The 15,203-nt window shown below is 59.5% G+C and carries 9 protein-coding genes; 7 read left to right on the top strand and 2 right to left on the bottom strand.

Annotated features, from left to right (window positions below; translation table 11 throughout):
• Positions 1 to 8: 8 nt before the first annotated feature.
• The 4 genes from NCG89_RS07180 to NCG89_RS07165 all read left to right on the top strand — a co-directional run bounded on the left by NCG89_RS07180 (position 9) and on the right by NCG89_RS07165 (position 8,346).
• Positions 9 to 3,107 (top strand): multidrug efflux RND transporter permease subunit, encoded by a 3,099-nt coding sequence (locus tag NCG89_RS07180; protein ID WP_251089081.1) that lies wholly within the window; start codon positions 9 to 11, stop codon positions 3,105 to 3,107.
• Positions 3,104 to 6,211, top strand: a complete 3,108-nt coding sequence (locus NCG89_RS07175; RefSeq protein WP_251089080.1) for an efflux RND transporter permease subunit — start codon at positions 3,104 to 3,106, stop codon at positions 6,209 to 6,211. The genes NCG89_RS07180 and NCG89_RS07175 overlap by 4 nt, the downstream gene beginning before the upstream one ends.
• Positions 6,208 to 7,644, top strand: coding sequence for an efflux transporter outer membrane subunit (locus NCG89_RS07170; protein WP_251089079.1), 1,437 nt, complete (start codon positions 6,208 to 6,210; stop codon positions 7,642 to 7,644). Before NCG89_RS07175 ends, NCG89_RS07170 begins: the two co-directional genes overlap by 4 nt.
• Positions 7,645 to 8,046: 402 nt before the next feature.
• Positions 8,047 to 8,346 (top strand): hypothetical protein, encoded by a 300-nt coding sequence (locus tag NCG89_RS07165; RefSeq protein WP_251089078.1) that lies wholly within the window; start codon positions 8,047 to 8,049, stop codon positions 8,344 to 8,346.
• Between the two features lie 43 nt (positions 8,347 to 8,389).
• Here the strand turns inward: NCG89_RS07165 and NCG89_RS07160 are convergent, their stop codons facing one another.
• Positions 8,390 to 9,070: a Fe2+-dependent dioxygenase gene (locus NCG89_RS07160; RefSeq protein ID WP_251089077.1), complete on the bottom strand. Its 681-nt coding sequence runs from the start codon at positions 9,068 to 9,070 to the stop codon at positions 8,390 to 8,392.
• Positions 9,071 to 10,665: 1,595 nt separating this feature from the next.
• Positions 10,666 to 12,843, bottom strand: coding sequence for a TonB-dependent receptor (locus NCG89_RS07155; protein WP_251089076.1), 2,178 nt, complete (start codon positions 12,841 to 12,843; stop codon positions 10,666 to 10,668).
• A gap of 305 nt (positions 12,844 to 13,148) precedes the next feature.
• Between NCG89_RS07155 and NCG89_RS07150 the strand changes: the two genes are divergently transcribed.
• Genes NCG89_RS07150 through NCG89_RS07140 form a run of 3 tightly spaced genes read left to right on the top strand, consistent with a single transcriptional unit; the run spans position 13,149 to position 15,186 of the window.
• Positions 13,149 to 13,760: a PepSY-associated TM helix domain-containing protein gene (locus NCG89_RS07150; RefSeq protein ID WP_251089075.1), complete on the top strand. Its 612-nt coding sequence runs from the start codon at positions 13,149 to 13,151 to the stop codon at positions 13,758 to 13,760.
• A gap of 9 nt (positions 13,761 to 13,769) precedes the next feature.
• Positions 13,770 to 14,318, top strand: coding sequence for a DUF2271 domain-containing protein (locus tag NCG89_RS07145; RefSeq protein WP_251089074.1), 549 nt, complete (start codon positions 13,770 to 13,772; stop codon positions 14,316 to 14,318).
• Positions 14,319 to 14,355: 37 nt separating this feature from the next.
• Positions 14,356 to 15,186, top strand: a complete 831-nt coding sequence (locus tag NCG89_RS07140) for a DUF4198 domain-containing protein (protein ID WP_251089073.1) — start codon at positions 14,356 to 14,358, stop codon at positions 15,184 to 15,186.
• Positions 15,187 to 15,203: the final 17 nt, after the last annotated feature.

Raw genomic sequence — 15,203 nt, 5'->3', positions numbered from 1 at the left:
CTCAGCCGATGAACTCCCTGTCGCAACCCTTTATTCTCCGCCCCGTCGCCACCTCATTGCTGATGGCGGCCCTGCTGGTGATGGGCCTGCTGGCCTGGCGCTTGCTGCCGGTGGCCGCTCTGCCCCAGGTGGAATACCCCATTATTCAGGTGTTCACCTTTCACCCCGGTGCGGGACCGGACGTTACCGCCCGAACTATTACCGCGCCGCTGGAAAAACAGCTGGGGCAAATTCCCGGGCTGAAACAAATGTCGTCCACCAGTTCCGGTGGTGCCTCGGTGATTACCCTGCAGTTTGCCCTTGAAGTGGACTTGGGGGTGGCCGAGCAGGAAGTGCAGGCGGCGCTGAACGCCGCCGATAATTTATTGCCCTCTGATCTGCCCACGCCGCCGATTTACCGCAAGGTGAATCCGGCGGACGCGCCCATTCTCACGCTGGCAATCAGCTCGGGCAGTTTGCCACTGCCAGAGGTTTACGACCTGGTCGATACCCGCATGGCCCAGAAGCTGGCCCAGCTGACCGGGGTGGGGCTGGTAACCCTGGCTGGCGGCCAGCGTCCGGCGCTGCGAGTGCAGGTGAACCCCACCGCGGTAGCGGCTTACGGGCTGAGTCTGAACGATATTCGCAGCGCGATTGCCGCCACCAACGTCAATCAGCCCAAGGGCAGTTTTGACGGCGAGTATCGCAGCACCATGCTCGATGCCAATGATCAGATTCGCTCGGTGGCAGATTACGAAAAATTGATTATCGCCTGGCAGGATGGCGCACCCCTGCGCCTGGGGGATGTGGCGACCATCTCCAATGGCGCCGAAAATCGCTTTATGGCGGCCTGGGCAGATACCCAGGCGGCAGTGCTGCTCAATGTACAGAAGCAGCCGGGCGCGAACGTGATTGAGGTGGCGGACCGGGTTCAGGCCCTGTTGCCCCAATTGGCTGCAACCCTGCCTAACGCCGTGGATGTGGCGGTGCTGACCGACCGCACCGACAGCATCCGCGCCTCGGTGCGGGACGTGCAAAAGGAATTGCTGTTCGCCATCGCCCTGGTGGTGCTGGTGACCTTCGCCTTTTTGCGCAGCATTCCCGCCACCCTGATTCCCAGTATTGCCGTGCCCCTGTCCTTGGTGGGCACTTTCGGCTTTATGTATCTGGCGGATTACTCGGTTAACAACCTGAGCCTGATGGCCCTGACCATCGCCACCGGCTTTGTGGTGGACGATGCCATTGTGATGCTGGAAAACATTGCCCGCCACCGGGAGGCGGGGGAGTCGCCGCTGATGGCGGCATTGAAGGGGGCCAAGGAAATCGGCTTTACCCTGATCTCGCTGACCATCTCGCTGATTGCGGTGCTGATTCCGCTGCTATTTATGGCCGATGTGGTGGGGCGCATGTTCCACGAGTTCGCCGTGACCCTGGCGGTTGCCATCGGCCTGTCGTTGGTGGTGTCGCTGACCCTCACCCCAATGATGTGTGCCAGGATGCTGCGCCAGCCTCTGGCCCCTAATCAGGCACATGATCAACATGAGCAGGGCGCCATGGCCCGGCTGATTTGTCGCTACGGAATCGCCTTGGATTGGGTGTTAGCTCGCCGGGCGGCCACCATGCTGGTGATGCTCAGTACCATCGCCCTGACGGTGCTGCTGTACTTTGCCGTGGATAAGGATTTCTTCCCGGTTCAGGATAGCGGCGTGATTCAGGTGGTGACCGAAGCGCCCCAGACCTCCTCCTTTGCCAATATGTCCCGGCGTCAGCAGGCCCTGGCGGCGGCCCTGCTGGAAGACCCGGGGGTGGCGAGCCTGTCGTCCTTTATCGGCGTAGATGGCAGCAACACGACGCTGAACAGTGGTCGGATGATGATTAACCTGCCCCCTCACGGTGAGCGCGATGAGTCGGTGTTTGAGGTAATCCGTCGTCTGCGCGAGCGGGCTGCAGAGGTGCCGGGCATTACGGCCTGGTTTCAACCGGTGCAGGAACTCAGTATTGAAGACCGGATCAGCCGCACCCAGTATCGCTTTACGCTGACCGCAGCCACCAGCGCCGATCTGGCCGAGTGGGTGCCGCGGCTTATCAGCGCCCTTGCCGAGCGCCCGGAGCTGGCCGATGTGGCCAGCGACATGCAGCAACAGGGTCTGGAAGCCTACGTGGATATTGATCGGGATGCCGCCGCCCGGCTGGGTGTCAGTGTTTCCGATATTGCCGACACCCTGCAAAACGCTTACGGCCAACGCCAGATCGCGACCCTGTTTACCCAGGCCAACCAGTACCGGGTGGTGCTGGAAGTCGATCAACGTCAGGCCCAGGGGCTGAGCGCGCTGGCGAGTTTATATGTACCGACGGCCTCGGGCACCCCAGCGCCGCTGAGCAGCGTGGCCACGGTGAAGCAGCGACCGGCCGCATTGCTGATAAATCATCAAGGCCAGTTTCCCTCGGCCACCTTGTCTTTTAATTTGAGCGACGACGCCTCGCTGGGTGAGGCCATTGATGCCATCGACGAGGTGCAGGCAGAAATCGGTTTGCCGTTGGGGATCGAGAGTCGCTATCAGGGCGCGGCGGAGGCCTTTCAGGCATCCCTGGCCAACAGTCTTTGGCTGATACTGGCGGCGGTGGCGACCATGTACGTGGTGCTGGGGGTGCTGTATGAAAGCACCATCCACCCGGTCACCATTTTGTCTACCTTGCCCTCAGCCACCGTGGGTGCTTTGTTGGCCCTGCTGATTACCGGTCGACCGCTGGATCTGGTTGCGGTGATCGGGGTGGTGCTGCTGATCGGCCTGGTGAAGAAGAACGGCATTATGATGGTGGACTTTGCCCTCGACGCCCAGCGCAACCAGGGCATGTCGCCGGAGGTGGCCATTCATCGGGCGGCAATGCTGCGCTTTCGGCCCATTTTGATGACCACCCTCGCGGCGCTGTTTGGCGCCCTGCCGCTGATGTTTGCCGGTGGCTCTGGCGCCGAGTTGCGCCAGCCACTTGGTCTGGTGATGGTCGGCGGCCTGCTGGTGAGTCAGGTGCTGACCCTGTTTACCACGCCGGTGGTTTATCTGTTCTTTGATCGCTTCTCGTCGCCGACGGCAGCCCCGGCCTTGACTGCCGACGAGGCCCGCCGGTGAACCTGTCGCGGCCCTTTATTCTGCGGCCGGTTGGCACCGGCTTGCTGTCATTGGCACTGGTGCTGGTAGGTATGTTGGCCTGGCGGATGCTGCCGGTGTCGCCCCTGCCCCAGGTGGATTTTCCGGTGATTAGCGTCACTGCCAGTCTGCCCGGCGCCAGCCCCGAAAGTATGGCCAGTACCGTGGCGACCCCCTTGGAGCGGGCGCTGGGGTCCGTGTCGGGGGTAACTGCCATTTCCTCCTCCAGCAATCAGGGCAGCACCCAGGTGGTGCTGACTTTCGATCTGGAGCGGGACATTAACGAAGCCGCCCGGGACGTGCAGGCCGCCATTAACAGCGTGCGCAGTCAGTTGCCCTCGGGGATGCCGGGCAACCCCGAGTTTCGTAAGGTCGACCCCTCCCAGGCGCCGATTATGGGCCTGGCCCTGAGTTCACCCAACCTGATGTCGGCCCAGCTTTACGATGCCGCCTCAACCATTCTTGCCCAACGTTTGGCCCAGGTGGTCGGGGTGGGTGAGGTGAGTGTGAGCGGCGCGTCACTGCCCGCGGTGCGGGTGCAGCTCAACCCCGGCGCGCTGCTGCATCGGGGCCTGTCCCTGGATGAGGTGCGCAGCGCCATCAGTCAGGCCAATGCCCTGCGGCCCCTGGGGGTGATTGAAGACAGCCAGTACCGCTGGCGGGTCAGCACCAGCGATCCCTTGCGCAAGGCCAGCGAGTATCGGCAGCTGGTGGTCAGCCAAAACGAGGGCGCTGTGGTGCGTCTGGGTGATGTGGCCGAGGTGAGCGACTCGGTAGAAAACCGCTATAGCAGTGGTTTTCACAATGACCGACCGGCGGTGATTCTGATGATCAGCCGCCAAAGCGGCGCCAATATTGTGGAAACCATTGACGCGATTTACGACGAGCTGCCCCGGTTGCGCGCGCTGATGCCCGCCGACAGCGAACTGGCGGTGATTATGGATCGCTCCCCCGGCATTCGCGCCACCCTGAGCGAAGCCCAGCTCACCCTGTTGATTTCCGTTGCCCTGGTGATTCTGGTGGTGTGGGGGTTTCTGGGCAGTTTGCGCACCGCCTTGATTCCCACCCTGGCTATTCCGGTGTCGCTGATCGGCGCTTTTGTGGTGATGTATTTTTACGGCTTTTCGCTGAACAACCTGTCGCTGATGGCACTGGTGATTGCCTGTGGCCTGGTGGTGGATGACGCCATTGTGGTGTTGGAAAACATTGAGCGGCACATTGAGGCCGGGCTATCGCCTCTGCAGGCTTCCCTCAAAGGCACCAGCGAAGTGGGCTTTACCCTGCTGGCGATGAACCTGGCCCTGGTAGTGGTGTTTGTTTCCATCCTGTTTATCGGCGGGGTGGTAGAGCGGCTGTTTCGGGAGTTTTCCATCACCCTGGCCGGCGCCATGCTGATCTCGCTGGTGGTGTCTATTACCCTGACGCCAAGTTTGAGCGCCCGCTGGTTGGTGGGCAGAGAAGCCCGCCAGCAGGGTCGCTTTGCGCGAATGTCTGCCGAGTTGTTTGAATCCCTGCAGATTGCCTACGGCAACAGCCTCGACTGGGTGTTGCGCCACGGGGTGCTGGTGATTCTGCTGCTGGCGGGGGTGGTGGCCTGCAATGTTTACCTCTATGCCAGCATCCCCAAGACCACCTTGCCCAACCAGGACACCGGACAGGTGCGGGGTTTTGTGCGCGGTGACGACGGCTTCTCTTTTCAGGTTATGCAGCCCAAGATCGAGGCTTTTCGCCAATACCTGTTGCAAGATCCGGCAGTGGCCGATGTGACCGGCACCAGTGGCGGCGACGGTGGCCTCACCAACGCCCAACTCACCGTTAACCTCAAACCCTTGGCCGAGCGCAAAGTATCGGCCCAGGCGGTGGTGGATCGCTTGCGGGAAAATGCGCCGCTGGTATCGGGCGGTCGACTCATGCTGATGGTCGATCAGGATATTCGTCTGTCGTCGCCCTTTCGGCGCAGCGAGTATGAATTGCTGCTGCGCTCGGACTCTCTCGAAGACCTGAAAATTTGGGCCACCAAGGCCGCCATTGCCATGCAGGATCTGCCCGAGCTGGTTGACGTGGATGCCCCCGGCGGCGATGAAACCCAACAGATCGTGCTGAATATCGATCGGGAAAAGGCCCGCCAGTACGGTGTGGATATGAACACCATCGCCACCATGCTCAACAACTCCTTCTCCCAGCGGCAGGTTGCGACCCTGTTTGATGAGATGAACCAGTATCGCGTGGTGATGGAGCTCACCCCGGGGTACACCTCAAGCCCCGCAGTGCTGGGGCAGTTGGAAGTGGTGACCAGTGAGGGCAATAACATCCCGCTGTCGACCATTGCCAGCTGGGAATACGGTATGGCGGAAGATCGCATTCGTCATGAGGGTCAGTTCGCCTCTGAGGGCATTGGCTATGCCCTGGCACCGGGGGTCACTCCGCTGCAGGCCGAGGCGGCGCTGGCGGAGATGGTGGATAAAATCATGCTGCCGACCAAAGTCCATGTTGCCGGTGACGACGATACCGGCCGGGATTTTGGCGCAGACCTCAGTCAGCCCTGGCTGATCTTATGGGTGTTGCTGGTGGTGTATCTGGTGTTAGGAGTTTTGTATGAAAGCACGCTGCACCCGCTGACGATTCTCTCGACCCTGCCTTCTGCTGGCATTGGCGCGCTGGCCGCATTGAAAATTTCTAACAGCTATCTCAGCTTGATTGCCCTGTTAGGCTTGTTCCTGCTGATTGGCATCGTGATGAAAAATGCCATCCTGATGATCGATTTCGCCCTGCAAGCCCAACGCCGGGACGGCCTGACACCGCTCGAGGCCATTCGTAAGGCCTCCGTGCTACGCCTGCGCGCCATTTTGATGACTAACCTGGCGGCCCTGCTCGGCGCGGTGCCGCTGGCGATGGGCTTTGGTGAAGGCGCCGAGCTGCGCCGCCCCCTCGGTATTACCATTATTGGTGGCTTGCTGGTCAGTCAGTTGCTGACCTTGTACACCACCCCGATTATTTATCTGTACCTGGAGCGTCTGCGCCAGCGCTTTATTCGTCACGATGCGCTGCCGGCCGATGCCGAACCTGCCGCGATGGATCAATCATGAACCGCTTTACCCAAAACCTCCCACGCAAGCCGCTCGCGGCGCTGATGGTTAGCGCTGTGCTGGTCGGTTGCGCCGCTGGCCCCGATTACGTCAAACCGGAAATCGATTTGCCCTCCACCTACAAGTACGAGGCGGGCTGGCAAACGGTCACTCCCCAGAGCTGGGCAGCCCAGGGCAAGTGGTGGCAGGCCTTTAACGATCCCATGTTGGACAACCTGATTCGCCAGGCAATGTCTGCCAACCAGACCCTGGCCCAGGCTGAGGCCCGCTATCGCGCAGCCCGGGCACAAGTGCGAGGCGCGCGCAGTGACTATTTTCCGCAGCTTGATGGCTCCGTCGCCGGTACCCGCAGCGGCGGTGATAATACTGACCTGCAGGAGCGGTACCGAGCGGGCCTTAGCCTGAGCTGGGCGCCAGATGTGTGGGGCCGGGTACGCCGTCAGGTGGAAAGCCAGCAGGCCAGCCTGGAGGGCAGTGCTGCCGATCTGGTGGCGGCACAACTGAATATCCAGCTGGCGGTGGCGCAAAGCTATATTCGTCTGCGGGCCTTTGATCTGCAGCGGCAGATTCTGGAGCAAACCCTTGTTACCTATGATCGCTCCTATGAGCTGACCAACAATCAATACAAGGCGGGCATTGCGCCGCGCTCCGATGTGATTCAAGCCCAGACGCAGCGCCAGTCATTGTTGGCGGATATGACGGATCTGAAAAATCAGCGAGCGCTGGAGGAAAACAGCATCGCCGTGCTGCTGGGCAAGGCGCCGGTGAATTTCAGTCTGGTGCAGGGTGAACCGCTGCCATTCGTGCCGGCCATTCCCGAGCAATTGCCGTCTACTCTGATTGCCCGCCGACCGGATGTGGTGGCTGCCGAGCGGCAACTGGCGGCGGCCAATGCTCAGATTGGTGTGGCCAAAACGGCCTGGTTACCCAGCTTTAGTATCAGTGCCAGTCAGGGTGTCGAGGCTGCCCAGTTCAGCCGCTTGTTTGATGCGCCCAGTATGGTCTGGTCGGTTGGGCCGAGCCTGGCCCAAACGCTGTTTGATGGTGGTGCCCGTCGCGCCGATCTTGAATCGGCCAAGGCGCAGTACGACGAGCAGTTGGCCAACTATCGTCAGACCGTGCTCGATGGTCTCGCCGAGGTGGAGAGTGCCCTGGCCAGTATTAGCTTGCTGGCAGAGAAAGGAGTGCAACAGCAGACTCTGGTGGAGTTGGCGGAAGAGAACGAGCGTATCGTCAATAATCGTTACAAGGCTGGCATTGTCAGCTATCTGGAAGTGGCCACCGCCCAGAACCTTACACTTAACGCCAAGCGTGCTCAGTTGAACAACAGCGCAGATCGTTTGCAGGCGGCTTTGCAATTGGCTGCCGTGATTGGTGGCGGCTGGCAGTTGGATGATCCTGTGATCCAGTCGGTACAGCAGGCAGATGAGTGAGCAAAATCTGGTAGTGCTCCGCATTTTTGACAATGGGTGCTTGATGGTCGGTTGTGACTTAGGCAGTTTTTGTTGTAAAGACCCATTGCCATAAGTGTATTGCAAGGCTATAAAATAGCGGGTCAGCCTCTTTTTGGTTGACGCAAGCCCGATGTGGCATCAGGGATGGTGTGTGCAGTAACGGCGCTTTAATAGCGTGGGTCAGCGTGAGGTGGGTAGCGGGCGCTGGGTCTTTGCTGTGATGGCGCTTAGTTCGTCAGTCGCTCAGGTAAAGGATTATCACAATGGCATCAGCACGTTGCGGCGCTTTTTTCTCCGAATTTTTCTCATCTCGCAGAGTGCCTTTGGCGCACTCCGCCTCACAGTGGTTTTCTGGGCGCCGCCTGTTTGGAAGTTGGCGCCATGGTTAAACGCATATTGCTAGGGCTGCTCGCATTGGCGGCCACGGTTGCGGCGGTGACCTTTGCCTTTCGTTTTCTGGTCCCCGATATCATTGAGCGCTGGTATTTGATGACTTTGAGCGGTGATCGAACCCGAGAGGATGAGATCTGGCTGTGTTTGATCTACCTGTTGACCTACCTGCTAGTGCTCAATCTGACCTTGCTCAGTAAACCTTCTATCTCGCTGTCCGGACCTCCCTCTCCCGACCCGCAAGGTGATCACAGCGGGCGATTGAAGTACTTCTCTAGTGGTAAGAAGTAAGCCCGCTTGCGCTGGTGTGTAGTGTTTCTTTTGGGTGGGGCCCCTAAGTTTGGGCCCACTGGCGCAGCAGATTGTGATAAACACCGGTCAGTTGAATGATCGCCGGATCGTCTTCCTTTCCCTGACTCAAATTCTGGATCGACATGTCCATGTCGAACAACAGGCTGCGTTTCTCGTCGCTGGCTACCATGCTTTGTAGCCAAAAGAAGGAGGCCAGCCGCTGGCCCTCGGTGACGGGGGTAACGCGATGGAGACTGGTGGAGGGGTAGAGCACCATGTCGCCGGCGGGCAATTTAATGCTGTGGGCGCCGTAGGTGTCTTCGATAATCAGTTCGCCCCCCTGGTACTCTTCCGGCTCGGAAAAAAACAAGGTCATCGACAGGTCGGTGCGTACCTTCACGGGTGTGCCCGGCACCTGCCGAATAGCGTTGTCGACGTGAACGCCAAAGGCGTGTCCACCTTGATAACAGTTAAATAGAGGCGGGAAAATTTTCAGTGGCAATGCGGCCGACATGAACAGGTTGTTCTTGGCCAGTGTGGCCAGAATGATGTCGCCCAGCTGTTTTGCAGCATCGGAGTTTTCAGCAATTTGAATATTGTTCTTGTTGCGGGCGGACTGATAGCCGGCCGTTACCTTGCCATCGACCCAGGGGGCCTCGGCCATGATCTGGCGGCACTGGGCGACCTGCTCCTTGCTTAGCAGCTGGGGGATCTTGATCAGCATGGTTTGTTGGCCTGTGGTGGTTTGTTTGATCAAAGGTTGAGTGTGGTGATTTCACCCGGTTGTTGTAAAGCCCGAGTTGAAAGTTGCGTTTGCTGCCTATTCATCGCGCTGCCCATGGTTATTAAGACGGGCTTTGGCCCGCTGCCTTAACTATGGACCCTTCCCCTGCGTTCCACTTCGGGTCAGGGAGCGACGGCGGGGGTTGGAATTACTGAACCCATCCCGCCGCTTCCTCCCCGTCGTTCTCTGAGCGCAGCGAAGAGCGGCACGATCATTCCGATTGCTGCCTTGCCAATGGACCCTTCCCCTACGTTCCACTCCGGGTCAGGGAGCGACGGAGAGGGCTGGCATTACTGAACCCATCCCGCCGCTTCCTCCCGGTCGTTCTCTGAGTGCAGCGAAGAGTCCATGAACAACGGCACGATCATCCCGATTGCTGCCTTTCCAGTGGACCCTTCCCCTACGTTCCACTCCGGGTCAGGGAGTGACGGCGGGGCTGGCAGTGCTGAACTGAACCCATCCCGTCCCTTACCCCCCGTCGTTCCCTGAGCGCAGCGAAGGGTCCACGAACAACGGCACGATCATTCCGATTGCTGCCTTGCCAATGGAGCCTTCCCCTACGTTCCACTTCGGGTCAGGAAGCGATGGCGGGGGCTGGCATTGTTGAACTGAACCATCCCGCCCCTTCCTTCCCGTCGTTCTCTGAGCGCAGCGAAGAGTCCACGAACAGCGGCACGGTCATCCAGGCTACTGCCTCAAATATGGACCCTTCCCCTGCGTTTCACTCCGGGTCAGGGAGCGACGGCGGGGGCTGGCAGTGCTGGACTGAACCCATCCCGCCCCTTCCTTCCCATCGTTCTCTGAGCGCAGCGAAGAGCCCACGAACAGCGGCACGGTCATTCAGGCTACTGCCTTGAATATGGACCCTTCCCCTACGTTTCACTCCGGGTCAGGGAGCGACGGCGGGGGCTGGAATTACTGTGTGCTCATCCCACTTCCATTCCTTCCCATCGTTCTCTGAGCGCAGCGAAGAGTCCACGAACAGCGGCGCGGTCATTCAGGCTACTGCCTCGAATATGGACCCTTCCCCTACGTTTCACTCCGGGTCAGGGAGCGACGGAGTAGGCAGCCGCAAATCTTTGCGCTTTCCCCCACCGCTCCCGTCGTTCTCTGAGCGCAGCGAAGAGCCCACAAACAGCGGTACGGTCATCCAGACTACTGCCTTGAATATGGACCCTTCCCCTACGTTTCACTCCGGGTCAGGGAGCGATGGCGGGGGCTGGAATTACTGTGTACTCATCCCACTTCAGTTCCTTCCCATCGTTCTCTGAGCGCAGCGAAGAGTCCACGAACACTGGCACGATCATCCAGACTACTGTCTCAAATATGGACCCTTCCCCTACGTTCCACTCCGGGTCAGGGAGCGACGGCGGGGGTTGGAATTACTGAACCCATCCCGCCGCTTCCTCCCCGTCGTTCTCTGAGCGCAGCGAAGAGTCCACGAACGGAGACGCGGTCATCCCGAGCGCCGCCATCCAGATGGATTCTTCCTTTGCGCGGACAACGGGTGGACCGCGCTAACCGCCTGAGCTGTGTTAGAACTCCACGCTTGCCGTCAGGGTAATGCTGCGACCGGTGCCGGGCACACCGCGGCTGCCCCGGGGTTTGAGCAGGTACTTCTCGTCGGTCAGGTTGTTGCAGTTGAGCTGCAGCTTGATGTTGTCGGTGGCCTGCCATGCCGCCAGGACATTGACCAGGGTCACCGAGTCCAGTGAGGTGCTGCTGCCGTTGTCGTATTCACCGATGTACTGAAAGCCGCCGCCCACTTCCCAGTCCTGATTCAGCAGGTAGGTCGCCCACAGATTGGCTGAATGCTCGGGAATATTAAACAGGTCGGTGCCTTCCTCGTCCGGGTCGCCAGATTCGGTAATCTCGGTATCGGTATAGCTGTAATTGGCAATCACTGACAGTCGATCATTGATGGTGCCGTTCAAGCCCAGCTCCAGACCGCGTACCTGCTGCTCGCCATCGAGGACCAACAAGTCGTTCTCGTCGGTGGTTTGGGCGTTGGTTTTGGTGGACTGGAAGATCGCCGCGGTGGCCAGCAGTTTGTCGCCAAACAGCTCCCACTTGGTGCCCAGTTCAATCAGTTCGTCTTCTTCCGCGTCGATGTCTTGCTCATCTTCGCTCAGGGTCAGGTTGCTGCCGAGTGGGGTTTGGGCGTTGGCCAGACCGAGGTAGACCGTGCCGTTTTCCACCGGTTTGTAGCTGACCGAGGCATTCCAGCTGACCAGCGTGTCGTCAGTTTCATACTTGAAGGGTGGGGTGTCGCCGCCGCGACCGGATGACGTGTAGTTTTGCGAATATTCCTGATCGTACTGCTCGGCGCGCAAACCCAGGGTCGTGCTCCACTGGGGGGTGAAGGTAATGGTGTCGCTGACAAACAGCGCGATGGAGTCGTAGCTGCCTTCATTCTCGCCACCACCACGGCGAATGCTGCCAGTGTAAGCATCGTCGGTTTGCGGGTTGTAAAGATCAACTTCGGCGGGGTCGTCATTTTCGGTAACCATTTCATAGCGAACGTATTCTTCCTGGGTAAGGTCGATGCCGGTTACCAGGTCGTGTTTCACAGAGCCGCTGGTGAACATTGAGCGCAGGGTGGTCTGGTTGGAAAAGATATCCCGATCTTCGTCCCGGGCTTTGACACCACCACGACGAACCATGCCTGTGTCTGAGTTGAAGCTGGGCCGGGTAAACGCCGCACTGGTTTCGGTTTGGCCTATAAAGGTCTGGTTGCGCAGGCTCAGGTTGTCGTTGAACTGGTGGTCCACCGCAAACTTGAAGCTCAGCACTTCGTTGTTGTCGTAGTCCCGGTTCTCAACACCGTAGTAGTTTTCAGCGGTGTCTTCATCGAGGTAGCGCTTGCCATTGGCATCGGTCAGCAGGGGAACGCCGCCGTCGGGCAGGTTTTCCTGGTCGAGGTAGGTCACACCGCCGGTCAGGGTGGTTTTGGGGCTGAGTTTGAAGGTTAGGGCGCCGGCAACGCCGGTGGATTCCCGCTCGGTAACGTCCCGGCCGGGTACGCCGCTATCTTCGGTCATCAGGTTGAGGCGACCGGCCACGGTGTTGCTGAGCTGGCTGTTAACGTCAATGGCGGCGCGCAACTGGCTGTCGTTGCCGACCATCACGTTACCCCGTTTGAACTCTTCAAACTTCGCGGTTTTGCTGACAACGTTGATCGAGCCGCCGGCCGAGCCGCGACCGCTGGTGGTTGAGGAGGGGCCTTTGGTGACTTCTACTGCCTCGAGGTTAAAGGTGTCACGGCTGTAGGAGCCGATGTCGCGGACGCCATCAACGTAGAGATCGTTAGTGGCATCAAAACCGCGAATGCTCAGGTTGTCGCCGGCGGCCACGCCGCCTTCACCCGCCTGCATGGTAATGCCAGAGACGTTGCGCAGGGCGTCGCGCAGGGTAGTCACCGCCTGATCTTGCAGCACTTCCTGGGTAACCACGGTGATGGTCTTCGGGGTTTCAGCCAAAGGCTGAGTGTAAATCGGTGATGAGGCCTTATTTGCCTTGTAGGGCGTAATGGCGTCGGCTTCCACTTGCACTTTGGGCAGGGTTGCGGGGGCGTCGGGGTCGGGCTGTTGTGCCCAGGCGTTCATGCCGCTGCCCATCAAGCCCAGGGCAATCGCCTGGGCCAGGACGGTTTTTTTGCCAAAGCTGGCGGGGGTATTGCTATGGTGCCCGGTGGTGGTAGTCATTTTGTCCATATTGCTTGGAAGCTCCTCGATAGTGGTTACCCTTGGGCCGGCGGTCCTGGGGACGGGTCGAAATGGGACTCGTGCCGGGCAAGTGCCTGGTTACGGCGGTGGTTTGTTGTCTATGGCGATTCGTGACGAGACGACTTCGGCTCGACGGGCGACAAATATAAATAATAATAATTCTCAAATGCAAATATAATTTGTTATCATTCCCAAATTGCCAGGGGTGTTATGCCAGCGGCAGGGATAGTCAGGAAGCAAGTTTGTGGTGACATCGATATCAGTAGGTCGCGGGCTTGGCGAAGGGGTGGCAGGTGAATAGCCTCCGGCGTTGGGCACTGGGCAGCCTGCGGCAATGGCACTGGATTAGCTCGGCGGTGTGCCTGGTGGCCATGCTCGGTTTTGCGATTACCGGGGTCACCCTTAATCACGCCAGTTGGATTCCGGCGACGCCGACGGTGGTGACGGTAGAGGCCGCCGTGCCCGAGTCGGTGTTGGCCAGCCTGCAGGCGGTGGATCGAGACTCCCAGCGGGTGCCGGCCGAGCTCAGACGCTGGCTGATAAGTGAAAAGCAGGTGTATTTGCCCCCGGTGCGCTCGCTTGAGTGGAGCAAAGAAGAGCTGTACCTGGCCATGCCTCAGCCCGGCGCTGACGCCTGGTTGAGTGTCGATTTAGCCAGTGGAAACTTGCTTTACGAGCGCACGGATCGAGGCTGGGTGGCTTACTTTAACGATCTGCATAAGGGCCGGGATACTGGTCTTGCCTGGATCGTGTTCATTGATGTCTTTGCCGTAGCCTGCGTGGTGTTTTCGATCAGCGGCTTGCTGTTGTTGCAGCGGCAGACCCGTCAACGGCCGAGCACCTGGCCAGCCGTCGCCCTGGGGCTGCTGATTCCTGCATTGATTCTTGTGTTGTTTGTTCATTAGAGGATTGAGATGAAAAAGACCTTGATGTGGATTGCGCTGGCGATGGTGCCAGCCTGGTCGCCGGTGCAGGCCGACCCCGCGCCAACCGACGGGCAGAGTTACCTGGCGCTAACGGTGCCGAACATTGATGTGGCCGAGTATCACCGACCCTATGTCGCGGTGTGGCTGCGCAATCAGGACAGCGGCGAAATCCACAATATTTCGGTGTGGTACCAGTTAGGCCGGGGCGGCCCTGCCGGTAAGGGTGGGGACGATAAGGGCGAACAGTGGCTGAAGGACATGCGCCAGTGGTGGCGTTACAGCGGCCGTCGTCTGGATATGCCGGTGGATGGCATCAGTGGTGCAACCCGTCAGCCCGGTGATTATCAGTTGGCGCTGCAATCGACGTTGTCGACCCTGGCGCCCGGCCAGTACGTGCTCAATGTGGAAGCCGCCCGGGAAGTGGGCGGCAGAGAGATGCTCAAAATTCCCTTTGTTTTGCCGGTGAGCAAGGTGGCGGTACTGACCGCAAAGGGAGAATCCGAGCTGGGTGAAGTGGCTTTGCATTTGGTGCCCTGAGCGGTCGCCAGCAACAAACGATGGTTAAGGAGAAGCAATGAAGCGCGTACAGTTCTATTTCTTGGCAGTATTGTGTTTGCAGTTGGGGTTGCCGTTGACGGCCAACGCCCACCGGGCCTGGTTTCTACCCGCGGCGACCGTGCTGTCGGGTGAGGCGCCCTGGGTGACAGTGGACGGCGCCGTGTCCAATGATATTTTCTACACTGACCATGCGCCGCTGCGCCTCAACGAACTGCAGGTGCTGGCGCCGGATGGCAGTGCGGTTGAGGCACAAAACCCCCACACCGGTAAGCACCGCAGCAGTTTTGATCTGCAGTTAACGCAGGAAGGCACTTACAAAATTGCCATTGCCAGTAGCGGCCTGCGGGCGCGCTGGGAAACTGCCGATGGTAAGCGCGGTGGCTGGCCGGGTCGTGGCCCCAATGCCACCAACGCGCCCTTTGAAAAAGCGGTGCCTAAAGATGCCAAAAATCTTGAGGTAAGCTATTCGTCTCGCCGGATCGAAACCTTTATCACGGCGGGGCAGCCCTCGACCAAGGTGTTTACCCCAACCGGCCAGGGCTTGGAAATGCAGCCCATCACCCATCCCAATGACCTGTTTGCCGGTGAGCCAGCCAAGTTCACCTTCTTGATCGACGGCAAACCGGCGGCGGGCACCAAGGTGACGTTGATTGTTGACGGCATGCGTTACCGCAATAGCCAAAACGCCATTGAGCTGACCGCCGATGACAAAGGCGTGGTCAGCGTGACCTGGCCGGAGGCGGGGCGTTATTGGCTTGAGGCCGAGTATCAGGACAACAAAGCAAAAGCGCCCGCCACTACCCGTCAGGGCGGCTACGTGGCCACGCTCGAAGTGCTGCCCCTGTAAGGCTTGTTGAGCGAGAC

The organism is Spongiibacter taiwanensis (assembly GCF_023702635.1).
GTDB classification, from domain to species: Bacteria; Pseudomonadota; Gammaproteobacteria; order Pseudomonadales; family Spongiibacteraceae; genus Spongiibacter; species Spongiibacter taiwanensis.
Note: the sequence above shows the minus strand (reverse complement) of the source record. Positions and strands in the feature narration are given on the sequence as shown.